General features: G+C 62.2%; 20 protein-coding genes and 1 pseudogene. 6 read left to right on the forward strand and 15 right to left on the reverse strand.

All coding sequences use genetic code 11. The annotated features are described in order from the left end of the window. Positions 1-138 precede the first annotated feature (138 nt). Positions 139-648, forward strand: a complete 510-nt coding sequence (locus ABH945_RS25085) for a DUF1993 domain-containing protein (RefSeq protein ID WP_074767977.1) — start codon at positions 139-141, stop codon at positions 646-648. Positions 649-699: 51 nt separating this feature from the next. Here the strand turns inward: ABH945_RS25085 and ABH945_RS25090 are convergent, their stop codons facing one another. After that, positions 700-1,020, reverse strand: a complete 321-nt coding sequence (locus ABH945_RS25090; RefSeq protein WP_074767976.1) for a YnfA family protein — start codon at positions 1,018-1,020, stop codon at positions 700-702. A gap of 157 nt (positions 1,021-1,177) precedes the next feature. Here ABH945_RS25090 and ABH945_RS25095 point away from each other — a divergent pair, with 157 nt between their 5' ends. Next, positions 1,178-1,351, forward strand: coding sequence for a DUF1289 domain-containing protein (locus ABH945_RS25095; RefSeq protein WP_074767974.1), 174 nt, complete (start codon positions 1,178-1,180; stop codon positions 1,349-1,351). Positions 1,352-1,435: 84 nt separating this feature from the next. Here ABH945_RS25095 and ABH945_RS25100 read toward each other — a convergent pair whose 3' ends face one another. Beyond that, a complete protein-coding gene (locus ABH945_RS25100; RefSeq protein WP_074767972.1) occupies positions 1,436-2,077 on the reverse strand; it encodes a LysE family translocator in 642 nt (213 codons plus the stop codon). A gap of 157 nt (positions 2,078-2,234) precedes the next feature. On the opposite strand from ABH945_RS25100, the gene ABH945_RS25105 reads away from it, so the two are divergent. Both ABH945_RS25105 and ABH945_RS25110 read left to right on the forward strand, forming a co-directional pair. Then, positions 2,235-2,702: an Lrp/AsnC family transcriptional regulator gene (locus tag ABH945_RS25105; protein ID WP_074767970.1), complete on the forward strand. Its 468-nt coding sequence runs from the start codon at positions 2,235-2,237 to the stop codon at positions 2,700-2,702. Positions 2,703-2,776: 74 nt separating this feature from the next. Beyond that, on the forward strand, positions 2,777-3,016 hold the full coding sequence (locus ABH945_RS25110; RefSeq protein WP_074767968.1) for a hypothetical protein: 240 nt from the start codon (positions 2,777-2,779) through the stop codon (positions 3,014-3,016). Between the two features lie 100 nt (positions 3,017-3,116). Here the strand turns inward: ABH945_RS25110 and ABH945_RS25115 are convergent, their stop codons facing one another. Then, positions 3,117-3,593 (reverse strand): OsmC family protein, encoded by a 477-nt coding sequence (locus ABH945_RS25115; RefSeq protein ID WP_429252314.1) that lies wholly within the window; start codon positions 3,591-3,593, stop codon positions 3,117-3,119. A gap of 94 nt (positions 3,594-3,687) precedes the next feature. Beyond that, positions 3,688-4,068: a hypothetical protein gene (locus ABH945_RS25120; RefSeq protein WP_074771063.1), complete on the reverse strand. Its 381-nt coding sequence runs from the start codon at positions 4,066-4,068 to the stop codon at positions 3,688-3,690. A 313-nt stretch (positions 4,069-4,381) separates the two neighbouring features. Between ABH945_RS25120 and ABH945_RS25125 the strand changes: the two genes are divergently transcribed. Together ABH945_RS25125 and ABH945_RS25130 are read left to right on the forward strand one after the other, a co-directional pair. Then, positions 4,382-6,388, forward strand: coding sequence for a bifunctional DedA family/phosphatase PAP2 family protein (locus tag ABH945_RS25125; protein WP_074767964.1), 2,007 nt, complete (start codon positions 4,382-4,384; stop codon positions 6,386-6,388). A 310-nt stretch (positions 6,389-6,698) separates the two neighbouring features. Beyond that, the gene (locus ABH945_RS25130) at positions 6,699-7,496 is read left to right on the forward strand and encodes a sulfotransferase family protein (protein WP_074767962.1); all 798 of its coding nucleotides are present in this window, start codon (positions 6,699-6,701) and stop codon (positions 7,494-7,496) included. Positions 7,497-7,551: 55 nt separating this feature from the next. Here ABH945_RS25130 and ABH945_RS25135 read toward each other — a convergent pair whose 3' ends face one another. The 11 genes and pseudogenes from ABH945_RS25135 to ABH945_RS25185 form a co-directional block, all read right to left on the reverse strand. Beyond that, complete coding sequence (locus ABH945_RS25135; RefSeq protein ID WP_429252315.1) at positions 7,552-8,604, reverse strand: alpha/beta fold hydrolase; 1,053 nt, start codon at positions 8,602-8,604, stop codon at positions 7,552-7,554. 190 nt (positions 8,605-8,794) lie between these two features. Next, positions 8,795-10,096, reverse strand: coding sequence for a c-type cytochrome (locus ABH945_RS25140; protein WP_429252316.1), 1,302 nt, complete (start codon positions 10,094-10,096; stop codon positions 8,795-8,797). A 15-nt stretch (positions 10,097-10,111) separates the two neighbouring features. Continuing rightward, positions 10,112-11,890, reverse strand: a complete 1,779-nt coding sequence (locus ABH945_RS25145) for a GMC family oxidoreductase (protein WP_074767956.1) — start codon at positions 11,888-11,890, stop codon at positions 10,112-10,114. A 5-nt stretch (positions 11,891-11,895) separates the two neighbouring features. Then, entirely contained in the window at positions 11,896-12,630 is a 735-nt protein-coding gene (locus ABH945_RS25150) for a gluconate 2-dehydrogenase subunit 3 family protein (RefSeq protein ID WP_074767954.1), read from the reverse strand. 29 nt (positions 12,631-12,659) lie between these two features. Continuing rightward, positions 12,660-14,210, reverse strand: a complete 1,551-nt coding sequence (locus ABH945_RS25155; RefSeq protein ID WP_074767952.1) for a methyl-accepting chemotaxis protein — start codon at positions 14,208-14,210, stop codon at positions 12,660-12,662. Positions 14,211-14,415: 205 nt separating this feature from the next. Beyond that, complete coding sequence (locus ABH945_RS25160; RefSeq protein ID WP_429252317.1) at positions 14,416-15,612, reverse strand: aminotransferase class V-fold PLP-dependent enzyme; 1,197 nt, start codon at positions 15,610-15,612, stop codon at positions 14,416-14,418. Positions 15,613-15,623: 11 nt separating this feature from the next. Then, positions 15,624-16,112 (reverse strand): annotated as a pseudogene (locus ABH945_RS25165) (RidA family protein). 70 nt (positions 16,113-16,182) lie between these two features. Next, on the reverse strand, positions 16,183-17,133 hold the full coding sequence (gene gcvA / locus ABH945_RS25170) for a transcriptional regulator GcvA (protein WP_429252318.1): 951 nt from the start codon (positions 17,131-17,133) through the stop codon (positions 16,183-16,185). A 56-nt stretch (positions 17,134-17,189) separates the two neighbouring features. Beyond that, complete coding sequence (gene yfcF / locus ABH945_RS25175) at positions 17,190-17,822, reverse strand: glutathione transferase (RefSeq protein ID WP_429252319.1); 633 nt, start codon at positions 17,820-17,822, stop codon at positions 17,190-17,192. A gap of 188 nt (positions 17,823-18,010) precedes the next feature. Continuing rightward, a complete protein-coding gene (locus tag ABH945_RS25180; RefSeq protein WP_429252320.1) occupies positions 18,011-19,402 on the reverse strand; it encodes a c-type cytochrome in 1,392 nt (463 codons plus the stop codon). 2 nt (positions 19,403-19,404) lie between these two features. Continuing rightward, a complete protein-coding gene (locus ABH945_RS25185; RefSeq protein ID WP_429252321.1) occupies positions 19,405-21,003 on the reverse strand; it encodes a GMC family oxidoreductase in 1,599 nt (532 codons plus the stop codon). Positions 21,004-21,024: the final 21 nt, after the last annotated feature.

Consider the following 21,024-nt stretch of genomic DNA (forward strand, 5'->3'; position numbering starts at 1 on the left):
AGTTATCCGGATGGCTAATGCCGCGCAGCGCCGATGCGCTTCGTCCACGGCTCGCGCTATGATGCTGCTGCGGCAATCCAGCCGTTACATTGCCTCGCGCGCCGTCCGCGCGCACGATCGAAGAATCAGAGGAACCCCATGTCCATTTCGATGTATCAAGCATCACTGCCCGTGCTGATTCGCGGCCTGACCAACCTGCAGGCCATTCTCGCCAAGGCAGACGTGCATGCGTCCGAACAGCAGATCGATCCCACCGTGTTCACCAACGGCCGTCTTGCGCCGGACATGCTGCCGCTGGTGCGCCAGGTGACCATCGCGAGCGATACCGCGAAGGGTTGCGCAGCGCGTCTGGCCGGTGTCGAAGCGCCGAAATTCGACGACGTCGAACAGACCTTCGACGAACTGCAGGCCCGCCTTCAAAAGACGATCGATTATCTGAAGGAATTCAAGCCCGAACAGATCGACGGCTCGGAAGAACGCGCGATCACACTGAAAATGCGTTCGGGTCCGATCGGGTTCACGGGGCTGTCATACCTGCTCGGTTTCGTGCTGCCGAACTTCTATTTCCACGTGACGACGGCGTACGACATCCTGCGTCACAACGGCGTCGAACTCGGCAAGCTCGATTACCTGGGTAGCATCGGCTAACGGGATTGGAGCGGTGCAATGGCCGCTGCCTGAGCGGCCATCGCGTGATGCCTAGACACGCGGCTGGAACGCGATAATCGCCATGCCGGCCAGCGTGAATGCAACGCCTGCCGCGTCCCACAGCGTGGGCCGCACCTTGTCGACGCACCACAGCCACGCAATCGCCACCGCCACATACACACCGCCGTAAGCCGCATACACGCGGCCGGCGGCGGAACCGTGCAAGGTCAGCAGCCACGCGAACAGCGCGAGGCTCAACGCGCCCGGCACCAGCAGCCAGATCGAGCCGCCCTCCTTCAGCCAGCGCCACGGCAAATAACAGCCGACAATTTCAGCAATGGCGGTCACGGCATACAGCAAAAAAGTTTTCATCGGCGAGTCGTTAATGGAATGAGCGTGATTGGTTTGATTGGGTTTGCCGCCGCAAACGGCTGTACGGCGCTATCGGCTTTATTAACACAATCACTTGGCGGCCGGGCATGACACATGCGACATTCGCATTACCCTTTTTATCAATTAGCGAACAGCCATGAGCGTCGACTCACCCTGTATCGACATCTGTAAATTCGATAGCAAAACCGGCTTTTGTATCGGCTGTATGCGCACGCGCGACGAGTGCAAAAGCTGGAAGAAAATGAAGGACAAGCATCGCCGGAAGATTATCGAGGATCGTCCGCGTCGCGAGCATAAGTTGAAAAAATGAGCGGGATTTTGCCGCGTTTATTCAGCAAAAAAATGGCCGCTGCGGGAAACCGTAGCGGCCATTCTGATTTATTTTCAATCGCGGTCAATCCAGCGAAAGCCGCAGCGCGAAACCAATCAGCGCAGCGGAAAATGTCCAGCGCTGCAAAGTCTGCGCAAGCGGATGAGCGCGCATCCAGCCTGCGATTCGCGCGGCGCCGATCGCGTAAATCACATCGAAACATGCGCCGGTAATCAGCAACACCGCGCCAAGCTCGACCATCTGCCATGCGACCGGCCCCGCTTCCGGACGCACGAATTGCGGCAGCAGCACCGAGCAGAACAGCAGCGCTTTCGGGTTAAGCAGATTCGTCAACAAGCCTTTGACGAACGCGGTGCGCAACGGACGCGCTTCGCCACGTTCGGCCCCACTCGTCGAATCACCGTCAGGCAATGCGAACACCGGCGAGCGAAATATCTGAATGCCCACCCACGCGAGATAAACCGCGCCGCCGTATCGCACCACGTCGTACAGCCAGGGCGCGTTGCGCAGTAGCGCTGCGACCCCGCAAGCCGACAGCGTCACATGCGTGGCGCGCGCCAGACCGAGGCCGCCGGCGGCCGCGAAACCGCTGCGCACGCCGCGTCCGATGCTGGTTTGCAGCACCAGCGCCATGTCCGGCCCAGGCACAGCGTAGACCACGAACAGCGCGGCGACATAAACGGCCAGCAAGTGTGCGGAAATCATTGAAACCCCCTGTTTTCAAGGGATCTATCTTGCTATTGTCGACGGAGGGTTTGCTGGCGAATTGCAGGCCTTAACTCCGAATTTTTGGCGGAATACGCTAATATTCGACCCATCGAATACGATTTCCACCCAGCACCAGAGACCCCCGCCAAAAGCCATGACAACCGGCCTCGACAAAACCGATCGCGCGATTCTCGACGCGCTGCAAAAAGACGGCCGCATGTCGAATGCGCGGCTCGCCGAAACAGTCGGCCTGAGCGAAACGCCGTGCGCACGCCGGCTCAAGCGGCTCGAAAACGACGGCTATATCGATCAATACCGTGCGATGCTGTCGCGCTCCGCGCTCGGTCTCGGGGTGGTCGCGTTTATCTATGTGCGCTTTGCCGTGCACGATCGCGCGACGGCCACACGTTTCGAGCGCGAGGTTCAGGCGATCCCGCGCATTCTGTCGTGTCACAACGTGTCGGGCAGCGCCGACTACATCCTGCAAGTGGTCGCGCGCGATCTCGACGACTACGGCACGTTCATGCGCGACGAGCTGCGGAGCCTGCCTGGCGTGACTTCGGTGGAATCGTCGCTGTCATTGCGGGAAGTGAAAAGCAACGGCGGCTTGCCATTGTCGTGACCGCGAACGTGGCATAGTCTCATCCACCCGAACCGGCATGGGCCGGTCAGCAACCAGACAATCACGGAGTTTTCATGGATCAGGACCACAGCAAGGCACGCGCGGAAGAGTCGGCGGCAATGGAGCGCGTATTGACCGCGACGCAGCGGGTGCAAAGCGCGTTTGCATCGCTGCAATCGCAATTTCCGCCGGCCGGCAGCGGCAAGCCTTCGCAGTTCGCGTTGCAAACATTCGACGCCGCGTTGCAGGAACTCGAAGACGCACAAGCCGCGTTCGACGAAATGCTCGGCGATCTGCTCGACGGGAATCGGTGACGGCGCGGGGGCGTTTGAGCTGAGTCAGCTTGACGCCCCGAGCGCCTGCTTCATAGTGCGTCAGCGTCAGCCCGCATGACCCACCACCCCCGCACAATCATCACCCCGCCTGCACTTCCACCACCGGCTCGCAAAGAATCGGAAACTTGACCGAGTTCGCGATATAGCACTTCTCGTGCGCCACATGATGCAAGCGCTCAGCCAGCGCGGCATCGTCGCCGGCACGAACGATCACGCGCGGGCGCAACACGATCTGCGAGAAGCGCCCTTGTCGCGGATCGTCGAGCATGGTGCCCTGCGCGTTGTCACGGTAGTCGAGCACGGCAACGCCGGCATCCGCGCAAAGATGCAGATACCAGAGTTTGTGACACGCGGATACCGACGCGACCAGCAGGTCTTCCGGATTCCAGCGGTTGGCGTCGCCGAGAAACGCGGGGTCCGACGAACCCGGAATCGCAGGCTTGCTGCCCGCGGTAATGACGTGATCCCGACCATAGTCGCGATATCCCGAAGTGCCGCTGCCACGATTGCCAGTCCACTCCACCGATACCTGGTACTTGTGCTCGCCGTACGCCATGCGCCTCTCTCCTTTCTGCGGATTGCCGAACCGGATCCAATTGCCGGGACGTGCATTTTATATGCAGTAAGGCGCGATAAAAGGGGAAAGCCGACTATCGGGTCGGGGCGGCTCTGCCGCTTACGTTCGGCGCACGCGGATCGGGACTCATATAGAGACTCGTGCCGTTTGCCCGCATATTGTTGAGCGCGGGTCCTGGTTGCACGCCGGTCGACAGGCCACTTGATCCGCCGCCTGATAAGCCGCCCGTGACGGAACCGCCCGCCGTTCCCAGCCCCGGCGTGAGACCGGTCCCCGCCGCAGTACCGCTCGTTGCGGCATGGTTGTTTCCCGAGCCGTACTGCGCGCTGTTGGCCGCACCAGAACCCGCATTGCCCGACTGCGCATTCGCCGCGACCGCGACGCCCATCATCGCCACTGCAAGCGAGATCGAACGAAGCGCCGATCTCGCGATACTGCCTGGTACGATTTTCATGGCCTGCTCCATCACATCATTGAACTGCATGAGCGCGGCGTCCGCGTGACGAAGCGTTCAAAGAGTGAGACGACGCGCGCCCGCGTTTGTTCACACTCAGTGAGCAAGGCCGCGTCCGCCAGTGCGCGTCAACGGACATGCGCCAAATCCTCACATCACAAGTCAGCGCCACCACGCCACACTGCGTGAATTTCCGCCGACGCACCTCGCCCCTGCCGCAGCAAATTGAACGCGAAAGGAATAATCGAACGCCCATGCGCGTTATGATCGACCGTGACGCCAGAATGGCCGCGACAACGGTAGATCACGCACGATGGAGCACGCTTACGTCCACCTTTTGCATCTGCTTGCCGGCCACTCGGCATGGATGCTCGCGGTCGTCTTTCTGGCGGCGTTCCTCGAAGCGATTGCTGTCATCGGCACGTTCATTCCCGGCAGCACCGCGATGTTCCTGGCCGGTGCCCTGACCGGCACCGGCTCGCTGAGTCTCGGCTGGGTCTTCGTGTGGGCCATCGTGGGCGCGATCGCCGGCGACGGCATGAGCTTCTGGCTCGGCGGCCGCTACAAGGAACGGATCGTCCAGATGTGGCCGTTCAGCAGGCATCCCGAAGTGCTGGAAGCCGGTCATCGCTTCTTCCGCAAACACGGTGCGAAAAGCGTCGTGCTCGCGCGTTTCATCGGACCGTTGCGGGCCATCGTGCCGGTGGTCGCGGGCATGCTCGGCATGCCGCCGGTCCGCTTCTACGCGATGAACGTGGTGTCGGCGCTGCTGTGGGCGCCCGCCCATATTCTGCCGGGCGTGGTCTTTGGCGCGTCGGTGCTGCTCGCGGGCGCGGTGTCGTTCCGGCTCGTCGTGATCCTCGCGCTGCTGGTGTGCATCGTCTGGCTGAGTTTTCGCGGCGCGGGCTTCCTGCTGTCGCACGCCAATGCGTGGTCGAGCGCGGTGGGCCGCCATCTCGGCAGCTGGGCCTGCCGGCACCCTGGCCCGTTCGGCCGCGCCGCACGCAGAATGCTCGACCCCGACACGCCTGACGCCACTCACATACTCGTGACCTCGGTGGTCGTGCTGGTGGCCGGGGCGCTCTTTTTCGGCGTGCTCGACGACGTCGTGAGCGGCGATCCGCTGACCACCGTCGACCTCTCCGTCTACCACTTCCTGCAATCGGTGCGCACGCCGTGGGGCGACACCGTGCTCGCGAGCCTGGCGACGCTCGGCAGCGGCATCACGCTGACGGCGCTGATCGTCACCGTGGTCGTATGGATGATGCTGGAGCGGCGCTGGCGCACCATCGGTTACTGGCTCGCGGCGGTCGTGTTTTCCCAATTGCTGATCCTCGGCTTGCAACTGGCGATGCATCGCGCGCCGCCCAACGAACTGATGACCGCGCATTACGTGTTTCCGAGCAATCACGTCGCCGCGACCGTCATCGTGTACGGCTTCCTCGCGTTCCTGCTCGGACGCCGTGTCGGCAAGCTGGAGGGCGTGCTGGTGGCGGCGGCGAGCACAATCGTCGTGATCGTGGTCGCACTGGCGGGCGTGTACTTCGGCCGCTACTGGGTGTCCGACGCGATCGGCGGCGCCGCGCTCGCGTACATCTGGGTGGCAATCGTCGCGCTGACGGCCATGTGGCGGCACCCCGAAGCGCCGCCCGCGCGCACCTTCATGCCGGTCGTCGTGCTGGCGGTCGTGGTGCTCAGCGTGGTGGTGCAGCTTGGCGTGAACCTGCCCGCGCCGCCGCCCGACACGTCGCCCGCGCCGCCGCCCACGCTGCTGTCGCAATCGGAGTGGACGCTGTCGGCGTGGCAGCGGCTGCCGTGTTATCGCTCGGACATGGGCGGCGATCATCGAGAGCCGCTGTCGCTGCAATGGGCCGCGGAGCCGTCGTCGATCCGCGGACAACTGCGCGCGCGCGGCTGGATCGAGGGCACCGACGTGTCCGCGCACAGCCTGCTCTCGCTCGCGTCGCCCGATGTCGCGGCGGTGTCGCTGCCGGTGCTGCCCAAGCTGAACAACGGCGTGCCGTCGTCGCTGGTCTTCATGCGTCCCGGCGACACCCGCGCCGAACGCGACGTACTGCGCTTCTGGCCGAGCGGCTACGCGGTGAAGAACGGCGTCTCGGCGACGCCGCTATGGGTCGGCAGTTTCGCGCACGAACGGCTGTCGCGGCCGACGTGGCCGCTCAACATCCTGCGGGTCGACCGGGCCGTGGGTGCGTTCGACGCCCATCCGAAATCCCACGGCGGTCTCGGCGCGGAAGTGCTCGCCAAAGTGGACTGCCACGGCGTGCCGGTATCGCTGCTCGCGGCGCCCATGGAATGAGCGTTATGCCACCAAGCGCCCGTTTGCTGTATCCGCAGACAAATCGCTATCCGTTCAAGCAGTTAGGATGATTCACGAGGAGTTGTCCACAAGGATATGAACATTTTCTGTGGATAAGCCTGGCAATACGAAAGCATTTTTTCGACGGTATACGTGACGTTTACCTCCCGCCTGGTCAACAAAAAAGTACCCGCTCGTGTCGGGTACCTAATAGTTAGAAGCCCCCAACGCTCAAGCCATCTCGCCGTCAGTTTGTCGCCATCTTCGCTCTGTATGCTGCTTGAATCAGTGCGATGAACCGGAGAGAAACATGGCGTCTTTCCCGCTTTTCGTGGTTGGTTCTCCGAGGTCGGGCACGACCTTTCTGTGCTCAGTCCTGAACATGCATCCGCTGATCCAGTTGACCAACGAGTGCCGCGTGTTCGCACTGCTCAAGGACACGCTGGAGGTCGGCAGCCATCGGCCGGATCTGCTCAGTCCGGTTTGCCGCGATCGCCTGATCGGCTACGGCAAGCGCACGTTCGGCGCGTGGGTCGAGCGCTTCTATCGCGAGGAACTGGAGATCACCGCGCCGATCTGGGGCGACAAGCACCCTTCCTATGCGGACCCCACCGTGTTGTCCGGGCGCGCCGGCTCGGTCGAACATCTGCCGCGCTCCGGCTCCTGTCTGCGGATGATTCGCGAGATGCTGCCGCAAGCGCGCTTCATCCACATTCATCGCGATCCGCGCCAGGTCGCCAACTCGCTGCTGCACAAGCACTGGATCGGCTCGATCGACGACGGCGTGCGTGTATGGGGGCAATACGTGAGCGAGATCCTCGACTTCTTCGACGAACTCCCGCAGCCATCCGGTCTGACGATTCCGTATCGCGGACTGATCGAGGAACCGGCTATGACGAGCGCAAGCATCGGCCGCTTTCTCGACCTCGCGGATGCGTCGCCGATCAGCGACTTCCTCGTCTCGCAGCGGCACGCGCCGACGCCTTTCAGCGATCCCGTGACCGACATCGCCGATCTTTACGTGGTCCCGAGTCAACCAGCGGGCGACGACAAGTTGCTGGCACTGGCCGGGCGCGCCGCGACGCACCTTGGCTATGCAGCGGCGTAGCCGGTCGGCATAAAAGAGCCCGTGCGCTCACCGTGAACGCGTAACGCCGCAGACCTTAAAAGTTGTCCACGTCGATCACCGCCTGAGCAAATGCCTGCGGCGCTTCCTGCGGCAGGTTGTGGCCAATCCCGCCCTTAACAGTCCGGTGCGCGTACTTGCCGGTGAACTTCGCCGCATAGCTTGCCGGTTCGGGATGCGGTGCGCCGTTGGCGTCGCCTTCCAGCGTAATGGCCGGCACGCCGATCGCAGGCGCACCCGCGAGCCGTTTCTCCAGCGGATCGTATTTCAACTCGCCTTCTGCGAGGCCGAGCCGCCAGCGATAGTTGTGAATCACCACCGCCACGTGATCGGGATTGTTGAGCGCATCGGCGGAACGGTCGAACGTGATGTCGTCGAAGTTCCATTTCGGTGACGCGTTCTGCCAGATCAGCTTCGCAAAGTCGTGCCGGTCGGCCTGATAGCCGAGCCGCCCGCGCTCGGTGGCGAAATAGAACTGATACCACCACGACCACTCCGCTTTCGGCGACAACGGCGTGGCGCCCGCGGCCGGATTGCCGATCAGATAGCCGCTGACCGCGACCAGCGCCTTGCAGCGCTCCGGCCACAACGCCGCGATGATGTTCGCGGTCCGGCCGCCCCAGTCGTAGCCGCCGAGCACGGCTCTCTCGATATGCAACGCGTCCATCAACGCGACGATATCGACGGCGACGACCGACTGCTGTCCATTGCGCATCGTCTCGCCGGAGAGAAAGCGGGTGGTGCCGTAGCCGCGCAAAAACGGCACGATCACGCGATAACCCGCCGACGCAAGCACCGGCGCAACATCGGCGAATGCGTGAATGTCGTACGGCCAGCCGTGCAGAAGTATCACGACGGGACCGTTGGCCGGCCCCTGTTCCGCGTAGCCGACGTTCAGCAAGCCGGCGTCGATCTGTTTGAGCGGCCCGAGCGACGTGTGCGCACCCGCCACCGCACCGGCCGCGTTCGCCGCTTTACCCTGACTGGACTGCGCGTTCGCGGCCCCGATCACACCGGCCTGCGCGGCGGCCAGCGAGATGGCCGCCACGCCGAGAAAGCCGCGTCTGCGGGAATCGATTTGCTCCGACATGTGTCCCCCTTCAATTCAAGCGAATTCAGTTTGCATCGAATGCGACCCGGTGAAGCCACCGGGTCTTTTGAACCCGCCATCTTAAGGGGACGATGGGGTTGGGGCCATAAGCCCGGCATAAAGCGTCGGCATAAAAAAGGGCGGCCATTCAGGCCGCCCTCGTACTGGCTACATCGCTTGTTGCTCGCGATCAGTTCGCGGCGATTTTCGCCCGCACCTTCGCGACCTGGTCCGCGGTCACCACCGCGCCCTGATTGCCCCAGCTCGAGCGAATGAAAGTCGCAAGCTGCGCGACGTCTTCATCGTCGTAACGCCAGCCGAAGCCGGGCATGGCGAGCGGCGAAGGCGCCGATTCGGTGGACGGCAAACGCGCGCCGCCCAGAATCACGGCAAGCAGCGAGTCCGGGTTCGCCTGCGTCGCCATCGGGTTGTTCACCAGCGATGGAAACACCCGCGTCGCGCCCTGCCCGTTCACCCGGTGGCATGCCGAGCAGCTATCGATATAGATGCTCGCGCCGCGCCCGGTTGCCTGGCCAGCAAGAATCGCCTTCACCGTGGAGTCGTCCGAGTGGAACGAGGCGGGTTGATCCGCTGCGCCCAGACTCTTCAGATAAACCGCGATCGAAGCCAGATCGGCGTCGCTCAGATACTGCGTGCTGTTCTCCACGACCTCGCCCATCGGACCCGACACCGACGAATGCGGATTACGCCCCGTCTTCAGCGACGCGACGATATCCTCGTTCGACCAGCTCACCAGACCGCCGGTCGCCGCCGAACGCAGATTGATCGGCGCGGTGCCGTCGAGCGACGAACCGGACAGATAGACGTCCGTCTTGCCGCTCAGGTCCTTCTCCTCGAACCCGGCGCCGCGCGGCGTGTGACACGCGCCGCAGTGCGCGAGGCCCTGCACCAGATACGCACCGCGATTCCACTCGACGCTCTTCGACGTATCGGCGACATAGCGCGTGTCGTCGTGGAATACACGGCTCCAGTACGCGAGCGGCCAGCGCACGCTCAGCGGCCAGACGATGTCGGACGCGCGATTGGCTTGCGCCGAAGCCGGCACCTTCGACGTGAAATACGCGTACAGGTCCAGCAAATCGGCGTCCGACACCTTCGCGTACGACGTGAACGGCATCGCCGGGTAAAGACGCGCGCCGTCTTTTCGGACGCCTTCACGCACGGCCAGCGCGAACTGTTCGAACGTATAGCCGCCAATCCCGTTCTGCTGATCCGGCGTGATATTGGTCGAATAGATGCGCCCCACCGGCGTATCGAACGGCAAGCCGCCCGCGAACGGCGCACCGCCCTTCGCCGTGTGACACGCCACGCAGTCGCCCACTCGCGCCAGATACGCGCCGTGCACCGCGTCGCCCTGACGTGTCGTAAACGCGGGACTAACCGACGCCGACGGCTGCACCGACGCGAACGCCCACAGCGCCCCCACGGCCACCACTGCAACGGCGGCCACACCCTTAATAGCTTTCCTCATTTTCTAGTCGCTCGCTCAGACCTGCACCATGGCGCCGGGGTTCTTCAGATATTGCGAGCGGATGTTGCTCGCAGCCCAGTAAGCGAGGCCGCCGACGAGACCCGTCGGGTTGTAGCCGATGCCATGCGCGAACGTATTCGCGCCGAGCACGAACAGGTTCGGCACGTCCCAGCTTTGCAGGTACTTGTTGACGACGCTCGTCTTCGGATCGGCGCCCATCGCCGTGCCGCCGCTGATGTGCGTGCTCTGGTAAGCGCGCGTGTCCCAGTGCGTGCCCGGTTTGAGAATGCGCCCCGAGATCGACTTCGGATTCATCGCGCGGCCGATTTCCATCATCTTGCCGGCGACGTATTCCGATGCCTTCAGGTCGTTTTCCTGCCAGTCGAGCGTGAGACGCAGCAACGGTGAACCGTATGCGTCGCGATAGTTCGGATCGAGATCGAGGAAGCACTGGCGGTAAGCCATGTTGCTGCATTGCGATTCGATGCGGCCGGTGTGCAGGAAGTTATCCTTGACCGCCTGCTTCCACTCGGTGCCCCACTTCGGCGTGCCCTTCGGCAGCGGAATGCCGCGCACCGGACCATTGCCAGTCTGACGGCCCCAGATAATGCCGCCGCCGATAAAGCCAAGCTGGCTGTGATCGAAGTTGTCCGCGTTGAATTCTTCGATAGCCTGACCGCCGCCGCCCGCACCCATGAACTGGTTGATGTACACATCGTTGTCCCAGAACATGTTCACGCTGTTGAGCAACTGGTAGCAGAAGTTGCGGCCAACCACGCCTTCGTTCGTATCGGGATTGAACGGCTGGCCGATCTTCGACGTCAGCATCAGATGCACGTTGTGCAACTGGAATGCGGCGAGCACCACCATGTCGGCGGGCTGCTCGACTTCGTTGCCTTCCGCGTCGATATAGGTCACGCCGGTCGCGCGCTTGCCGCTCGCATCCGTATTGACCTTGATGACGTGCGAATTGACGCGCAATTCGAAATTCGGCTTGCGCATCAGCGCCGGGATGATCGCCGTTTGCGGCGATGCCTTCGAGTAGTTCAGGCAGCCGTAATCGCTGCAGAATCCGCAGAAATTGCACGGCCCGAGCTGGCAGCCGTATTCGTTGGTGTACGGCCCCGACGCATTGCCCGCCGGCAGTGCGAACGGTTTGTAGCCGAGGCCCTTCGCGGCGGTGGCGAACAGCTTGCCGGTGGAGTGATCGGCGAGCGGGGGCAGCGGGTATTCACCCGAGCGGCGTCCTTCGAACGGATTGCCGCCTTCAACCGGCTTGCCCTGGATGTTGCCTGCCTTACCCGACGTTCCGCACACGCGCTCGAAACGATCGAAACTCGGCTCCAGTTCGTCGTAAGTAATCCCCCAGTCCTGCAGGTTCATATCTTCGGGGATGAACTTCTCACCGTACCGCTCGGTGATATGACTCTTCATGCGCAGTTCGTCCGGCATCACGCGCGACTGCACGCCCGACCAGTGCGACCCCGCGCCGCCCACACCCTCGCCCGGTTTGAACGAGCCGATCTGACGGTACGGCACGGCCGTATCGTTCTTCGTATGGCGGTTCGTGACCGTGGTTTTCGCGAGGTTCTGCAACAGCGCCTGACGCGCCGAGTATTTGATTTCGTCGACGATCTGCGGGTAGGCGAAATCGGGCACCGTTTCGCGCGCGTCGCCGCGTTCGAGCGCGACCACGTTCAGACCCGCGTTCGCCAGTTCGATCGCCATGATCGAACCCGTCCAGCCGAAGCCGACGATCACCGCGTCGACCGGCTTCTTTTTAATGCTTGCCATCTTTCTTATCCTCGCTTGCCGTACAGGCTCACCGGTGCATACGGATAAGGTTTGGCCTCACCCACGAACTCCAGGTAATCGGCGCGCACGCCGGGGTAACCGATCATTTTCCACGCGGCCATGTCCTTGTTGCCGCCGTACGACGGGTCGCAGAAATAGCCTTCGTAGACGTTCTTCAGCAGGAAGCCGCTGAAGAAGCTTTTCAGCTTGAATCCTTCGACGTTCAGCTTGCCGGACTCGATCTGCTTGAACATGTCGGTGCGTTGCTCGACCGTCAGATCGGCGAACACCTTGCCCGCGAAATGCTCGCGGCAATACGCGTTGATCGCGCGAATGCCGAGACGGTACTGCTCCTTCGGCGTGAGTTTCGACTGGTAGCCGAATTCGGCTTCAGCGGGCAGGAACGGCCCCTGCATGTACCAGCGCGACGCGTCGCCATACGGCGTCTGCATCTGACGGTCGATGTATTGCGGCACGCCGAGTTCGACGGCGCCCGGACCGACGTGGTCCTTTGGAATCAGCACGTCGCAGGCGGCGTTCACGAACGCCCATTCTTCCGGCGTGAAATAGCCCGGCGTGTAGTTTTCTACCGTGGGATGGTCGGGCGGCGGGAGGCCCGGCTTCTGCATTTGCGAGAGAGGCTGAACCACCGCGCTGGACACACCGACGACGGCTAACGGTGCCATCGCCAGCGAGCCCTTGAGAAAGCCGCGGCGGCTGCGATCGTTGGGGATCTTCATTTTTATAGGTCGAGTGGGGAAATAAAAACTCAGGCGAGCTTGAATACGTCGACGACGCCATGCAGGCTGCGCGACTGTTCATTGAGCGCCTGGGCGGCAGCGGTCGCCTGTTCGACGAGCGCGGCGTTCTGCTGCGTGATCGAATCCATCTGGCTGACGGCTGTGTCGACCTGCTCGATACCCGCGCGCTGCTGTTCGGCGGCGGCTGCGATTTCGTTGACGAGATCGGTCACCTGACGCACCGCGACCAGCACTTCCTGCATCGTGCGGCCCGCGTCCGCGACGAGTTCCGAGCCGACCGTCACCGTCTGCACCGACTCGGTGATCAGATCCTTGATCTCCTTGGCCGCCGACGACGAGCGTTGCGCGAGACTGCGCACTTCGGACGCGACCACCGCGAAGCCACGGCCCTGCTCACCCGCGCGCGCGGCTTCGACCGCTGCATTCAGCGCGAGAATGTTGGTCTGGAAAGCGATGCCTTCGATAATGCCGGTGATGTCGGCGATCTTGCGCGAACTCGCGTCGATGCCGCCCATCGTGCCGACCACGCGCTCGACCACTTCGTTGCCGCGCGTCGCGACCAGCGAAGCGTTGTCGGCGAGCGAACTCGCGGTGCGTGCGCTGTCCGCGTTCTGTTTGACGGTAGCGGTCAACTCGCTCATGCTCGCCGCCGTTTCTTCGAGCGAGGCGGCCTGCTCTTCGGTGCGCGACGAAAGATCCATCGTGCCCGACGCAATCTGCGCGGTCGCGGTGGCAATCGATTCGCTGCTGCCGCGCACCGCGCGCACCGTTTTTGCAAGGCTCGCCTGCATCTTCTCGACGCCGCGCAGCAGTGTGCCCATTTCGTCTTCGGCGATCACGTGGATACGGCGGCTCAGATCGCCTTCGGCAATCGCATCGAAATGATCGAGTGCCTGATTCAGCGGACTCATGATCGCGCGACGCAGCGCAAACCAGCTCAGGCCGGCCGCTAACACGCCGATCACGATCATCGCGATCGACACCGTGAAGAAGGTGCGGAAGTTCGATTCGGCTGCGTCGTAATTGTTTTTGGCGTTCGTGTAGAGCGCCTGCTTGACCTTCTCGTTGGCCGCGCTCATGTCGTTATAGAGCGAGCTCAGCTGCGTCATCGCGATCGTGTCGATCTGCGCGCGATCGTTCGCCTTGATCGCCGCGATGAACGCGGAGACCGCGCCGCGCATCGCCTTGCGGCGCTCGGTTGCGTCGCCGATCAGGCTGGCCTCGCTGGGTTCGTGCGGCTGATCGACGAACTTCTTCCACCAGTCGTCGGACTTGCCGAAGAAGCCGCTGGCGCGGTCGATCTGATCGGCGGTGTTCGGGTCGTCCGGATGCAGCGCGACTCGGTCCAGAACCAGGCGCGTGCGAGCGATGTAGATTTCCGCGTTGCCGATATTGGTCGCCGCGGTCAGCTTGTTTTCATACGTATCCTGGTTCGCGCGATTCGCCTGGCTCGTACCGAGCAGACCGAGAACGCCGATAACCACCATCAGGATCGCAAGAAAACCCATCGTCAGCGCAATGCGCGCCTGCAGCGAAATCGCCGCTTTCCCAGCCTTCATTTTTCTCTCCGAGGATGTCGCTGTTCATCACAGCCCTGAGTCCTCGTTTACGGCAACTACTTAATTACCTTGAGAATGATTCTTGCGTTTGTTTAATTTATTGACGCAAAAGTCTGAATAGTTATGACTTTGGGCGCGAATGAGTAATTTTTACTACACATTCGCAGCTATTTAAGGTAAATATTACTGATTATATCGGTATTAGCTAGCGCCGAAATGTTCGCAGCGCGCTCAGCAATCTGTCGATCTCGGCCTCGGTAGTCAGATAGCTGACCGACGCTCGTGCGATTCTGGCGAGTCCTCGCGCTTCCATATCGAACGGCGTGTAGGCGACACCGTTGCCGCCAATCGTGACGCCCTGTTCTGCGAGGCTGCGCTGCACGTCGCTCGCATCGAGGCCCGCGAGGTTGAACGCCACCAGACCCGAGCGTTCGGCGCCGAGGTCGAGCACCGTCACACCCGGAATCTCCGCGAGTTGTTCACGCAGTCCCGCCGCAATCCGGTCGATCCGCGCGCGAATGTTGTCGACGCCGATCTCCAGTGCTTCGTGGAGCGCGTTGGCGAGACCGCAATGCAGCGCATACGCCGCCTCGGACAATTCGAACCGCGCGGCATCTTCTCGCAGAACCGGCTCGCCATGCGTATCGAGCGGCGCGGAATGTGTGTCGACCAATGCCGGGGTGAGGCGCGGCAGAAAATCCTTCCGCACATACAGAAGACCCGTGCCTCGCGGACCGCGCAGCGCCTTGCGGCCCGCGCCGCTCAGCACGTCGCAACCGAGGGCCACGACATCCACCGGCACTTGTCCGACTGCCTGCGCGGCATCGATGAAATACGGAATGCCGTGCCGCCGCGCCACCTGCCCGATCGCCGCCGCGGGGTTGATCACGCCGCCGTTCGCGGGCAGCCACGTGAGCGAGATCAGGCGCACGCGGCCGTCGATCATCGATTCAAGTGCTTGAGGATCGGCTGCGCCGTCGGCATCGCACGGAATCACCTCGATCGATACGCCGTCACGCTTCGCCACCATCCGCATGGCGCTGAGATTGCCGCCCCACTCGTGCCGCCCGACCAGAATCCGGTCGCCCGCTTGCCACGGCCCCAACGCGGCAAATGCCGCGACCCAGCCGAACGAGTTGCCCGAGGTCAATGCGATCTCCGACGCTTGTGCATTGAACAGCTGTGCAGCAAGTTGCCGCGCCCGCCCGCTTTGCTCACGTCCGGCGAAACCGGCCTCCATCTGGCCCATCGTGGCTTCGCGCGCCAACTGCGCGTGAATCGCATCGAGTGTCGCCGACGACAGCAGCGAAGCGCCCGCGTGATTGAAGTGCGTGGTGGTTTGTGTGCCGGGCGTTTGCGCACGTAGCGCATCCACGGCGGTGGTCGAAAGTGCAGTAGACATGTTTTTTCCTGTCACGCGAATTCGTGCGAAGGGGGAACCAGTGAGATAACAGCATCGACTTCGACAGCGACGCCCGCAGGCAGCGCCGCGACGCCGACCGCACTTCGCGCATGCCGCCCGGCGTCGCCGAATACCTGAACCATCAGATCGGACGCACCGTTGGCCACCGCGCTCTGTCGATCAAAACCCGGCGCGCTGGCAATGAACACCGTAAGACGTACAACGCGTGCGACGCGATCCAGGCGGTCGCCGGTAGCCGCGGCGATTTGCGCAAGCACGCCGAGCGCCGACAGTCATGCGGCCTCGATGCCTTCGTCATCCGACAGATTGTCGCCCAATCGGCCCAGATAGGCAGGCGCCCCGCCCTTGCGCGAAATCTGTCCGGAAATATGCAGGAGATGGTGATCCTGGACGAACGGGACGTAATTGGCGGCAGCCGACGCGGCGGGTTCGAGCGTGAGACCGAGACTGGCAACGCGGGCAGAGATCGAAGTGCTCATGATGGGGGTCGATGGGGGTCGATTGGATTGGGGAAAATCGATCCTATTCGTTCGGGCATGCGCTGACCAATCAATTCTTGCCTGCGACAGATGAGCCAGATTCATGCGTGGCATCGAATGCGTCCTGCCGCGCCGCATCGGCGAGCCAGTCGCGAAACGCGGCGGCTGCATCGCTCAGACTGCCCTTTGGCGTCACGAACCACCAGCCGATGCGGGCGTCGTCCAGTATCGCCTCGGGCAGCGCCGGCACGAGTTCGCCGCTCGCCAGCTGACGCCCGACCAGACGATGCCGGCCCATCGCTATACCCTGCCCGTCGAGCGCTGCCTCCACCACGATGTTGTAGTCGTGCAGTTGCACCATCTGCTTCTGACCGAGATCGACGTCGAAACGTCGCGCCCACGCATCCCATTCGAACGAGTGCTTCGAATACGAGGTGAGAAGCGGAAAGCGCAATACGTCCTGCGGCTTTCGCAAACGATTCTTTCCCGTGACAAGCGACGGCGCGCACACCAGCGACAGACGCTCGGGCATCAACCGTTGTGCATGCACGCCAGGCCAGCCGCCGCGGCCGTAGCGAATCGCCACGTCGACCTCACCGGCCGTGACGTCGGCGAGCGCGATCTCGGGCCGCAATTGCAGCGCGATGTCTGGATAGGCCGCGGAGAACGCACGCAGTCGCGGCGCCAGCCAGCGGGTAGCGAACGAAGCGAGCAAGCCGACCGTCAATGTGGCTTTTTCCCGCGGCCGCGAGCGGATCTGCTCAGTGCCTAGCCGAAGAAGTTCGAATGCGTCCCGCACCTTTGCGTAATAAGCCTCGCCGTGCGAAGTGAGTGCAACAGCGCGCGTACGACGCTCGAACAATGCGACGCCCAGGTCGGCTTCCAGCTTCTGGATGTGATGACTGACTGCGCTTTGCGTGACGAAAAGCTCTTGCGCCGCCTGGCTAAAACTCATTCGCCTCGCGGCGGCTTCGAAAGCGCGTAAGGACAACAGCGGCGGCAATGGGCGGGACAGGCTCATCGGAAGTAGCGGTGCGAAGATGGATCTTATGACGCCTTTGGCGAGCTTATACGCAGTTATAGCGGCGGCCGATCCAATTCAGCCCATAGCCGCACAGAAGGCCGTTCAAACTGACGCGACGCATATTCCGCCAACCGTGCAGGCACCGGATCGCCATGCATGACAAGTCGATTCAGCATGACCGCGAGATCCGTATCGGCAATACTCCACTCCCCAAAAAGATTAGGTGAACCGGCAGGAAGCAACGCCTCTGCCGCAGAGAACAATTTCTGGGCCGCTGCATTCGCCGCAGCGGAAAGCGGCGCGCCGCGCACGCCATAAAACACGACCTGAGTCGAGCGCTCTTCCCGAATGGGCATCAGATCGCTACGCAACCACGCCTGCACCTGACGTGCGCGCGCGCGCAGCAATCGGTCTTGCGGATAGACGCGCGTCTGCGGAAAGGCCTCTTCAAGGTACTCGGTAATCGCCGACGATTCCGACAATGCAAAGTCTCCTTGCACGAGCGTCGGCACTCGCTGCGTCAGCGACGTGGCGGCGTATCCGGCTTCTTTATTAGCGTGACTGTCGAGGTCGACAGTAGAGAGATCGAACGGCAGATTCTTTTCGTGAAGGGTCACGAAAACCGACATCGCGTAAGGGCTCGTGAATTGAGCGTCGGCATAAAGATGGAAACGGCTTTCCTGCAAGATGCTCTCCACTTTGGTTGAGTTCTTGCATAGCCTACCTGAAAACCCGTCTGTGATTTCTTCGCACGAGCAATAGAAAGACAGTTCCTAATAGCGCTCTTTATAGACGCACCGTCTTTGATGCGTCTATAAAGAGCGCCTCGCAACGCGCAATGGTCGATGACCACGGCGCGTTGCGAGGCGAGAGCTTATCGCCGGCGAATCAATAGAACGACAATGCCCAGCACGATCAGTGCCGCAAGCGCCATTCCGATTCGCGCGATCATGATCAGCGGCGATGCTTCGCCGCCCTTGCGCAAGGTCGTCACCTGCTGCACCGTGACCGATGCGTCCGGGTTTCCATACTGCTTGAGCAGATAGTTACCGAGTGTCGCGATCTGCTGATCGGAGAGCAGATGGCCGAAGGCCGGCATCAGCACATCAGGCGCACTGTCCTGCCGATGCACGCCCTCGAGCATCACCATCACGAGGTTATTCGTGTTCGCATGACCCAGCGCCGTGTTATGAAACAGCGACGGCAGACCCGGTCCGTCGATGCCTTGCCCCGCTCCTTCGCCATGCGCCTGGTGACAGCTCGCGCAATACGCGTCGTAAATCTGCGGACCGCTCATCTGGTTCGCGTCGGCGGGCAACGGCACACCGCGAATCTCGTCGAGACTCGATTTCGCAGCGCCCCATGTGTCGGCGGCCTGACGGTCAGCGGCGTTGTGAACCGGCGCTGCGGACTTCAGATAAACCGCCATCGCGTGCAGATCGCTGTCGCTCAGATGCTGGAAGCTGTTGTCCACCGCTTCGGCCATCGGACCCGCTGCCTGTGCCCGGCCCACGACGTGACCGGTGCGCAGATAAGCGGCGATCTCGTCTTCGCTCCACGAACCGATCCCGCTGGTCGCGTCGGACGACACGTTCGGCGCATACCATGTACCGACCACGCTGCCGCCCAGACTTGCCGACGTATCTTCAGCCATCAACGCATTACGCGGCGTATGACAGGTGCTGCAATGCGCGAGCCCTTGCACCAGATACGCGCCGCGATTCCACTCGACGCTCTTCGCCGGATCGGCGTTGAACGGCTGACGATCGAGGAACAGCAGGTTCCACGCGGCCATCGACAGACGCACGTTGAACGGGAACGGCAAGTCGGTCGACGGCGGCGACGTATCGACCGGCGCGACGCCCTGCATGAAGTACGCGTAGAGCGCCTTCACGTCGTCGTCGCTGACCTTGGCGTACGACGTATACGGCATGGCCGGATACAGATGCTGACCATCCGCACGCACACCTTGTCGCAACGCCGCGCTGAATTGATCCAGCGTGTAGTTGCCGATACCGTTGGTCTTCGACGGCGTGATGTTGGTGGAGACGATCTCGCCGAGCGGCGTCGCAAGCGGCAGGCCGCCCGCGAACGGTTTGCCTTGCGGCGCGCTGTGGCACGCGATGCAGTCGCCCGCCTTCGCGAGATATTCGCCACGCTTGACAAGGTCGCCCTCGTCCGCGTGAACCCCGGCCATGAGGCCGACCGACGCGAACAACGCCGCGCACAAATGGCGTTTGAACGCCATGAACGGAAAATAAGTCATCTTCAGGCGTTTGCGTGGATGTGATCGGCCGAACGAAGCGCAAGCGCTACAGCGGTGAGTGTCGAGTTGACCGTGGCGGCCGTCGGCATCACGCCGGTGCTCGCGATATACAGGTTCTCGTGATCGTGCGTTCGCCCGAATGCGTCGACTACCGAGTTCTTCGGATCGTGACCCATGCTCATCGTGCCGGTTATGTGCTGGTTGTTGCCATACACGCCGTCCGGGCTGTAACGCAGATTCGTGCCGCCCATCAGCTTCGCGATACGCGTGTACTCGTCGCGTGCCGCCGCCATGCCCTTGTGCACGTAGTCGTTCATCGCGTAGTGCATTTGCGGTGTCGGAATGCCAAGCGCGTCTTTGCGATCGCTGAGTGTCACGCGATTATTCGGATCCGGCAGGATCTCCAGCACGTTCTTCAAACTGCACTGGCGTGCCGCGTGATAACGGATCTGCTGTTCGAGTTCTTCGCCATAGACACCCTTCGCAATCAGTGCCTGCGTGACCGACGCCACTTGCGACGCGTTCGAAATGTCGATCCGGAACGCCGCATGTTCGGAACGGAATGCACCGTCGCGCAGCGCGTTGATCGAACTCGGGCTCATCGGGCCACGGCCCGGCCACAGTTCTTCTTCGGCATCGAACACGAGACCGTTGCTCGGGTGATCCATCAGATGACGGCCCACCATGTCCGAGTTGTTCGCGAGACCGTTCTTGAATTTGTCGCTTGCCGACAGCAGTAACAGCTTCGGACTTTCGATACCGTTCGCCGCAAGAATGAAGGTCTTGCCCGTCACGCGGTGCGAGACCTTGTTCGGATCGTAGTAATGCACCGCGACGATACGGCCGTTTGCATCGTGCTCGATGCGATACACCACCGCGTTTTCGACCAGCTTCGCGCCGGCTTTTTCGGCTGCGTCAGCAGCGAGACCGCCGTGATATTGCGCGTCGATCGGGCAGATCGGCATGCAGTTGTTATTGCCGCAGCACGCGGGACGGCCATCGTAGTTGCGGCTGTTACGTGCAGTCGTATTGGTGATGACGTCATAACCGCCAGGTGCGAGACGTTCACGAAAACGCTGCTCCAGATACGACTCCGCAACCGGTTGCATCGGGAACGGTTTCGAACGCGGCGAACCATTGTTCGGCGCACCCGACACGCCCATCTTCACTTCCGCTTCGTAATAGAAGGGTTCGAGGTCTTCGTACGAAATCGGCCAGTCGCGACCCACGCCGTATTGCGTTTGCAGACGGAAGTCGTTCGGCAGCAGACGCCACGCTTGCGCGGCCCAATGCCAGGTCGTGCCGCCGACCATGCGGATGTATTCCGCCTTGTACGGATACGGCCCGGCCTGCACGAGATAATCGTTATCGACAGGTTGATAAACCGGATGCGGCGCCCACGACGAAAACGGATAAGGCGACATGAAGTCACCCTTGCGCGGGGAATTACGGAAGTTCGAGACGATGCGGCCGCGATCCACGCGCGGACCCGCTTCGAGAATCAATACAGACGCGCCTTGCGACACGAGACGATGGGCCGCGAGAGAACCGACGATACCCGAGCCGATAACAACGATATCGGCTGACAACTGCTCAGACATGCTTTGTTCCTTGAATTACCG

The sequence above is a fragment of the Paraburkholderia sp. GAS333 genome, from assembly GCF_050435665.1.
GTDB classification, from domain to species: Bacteria; Pseudomonadota; Gammaproteobacteria; order Burkholderiales; family Burkholderiaceae; genus Paraburkholderia; species Paraburkholderia fungorum_A.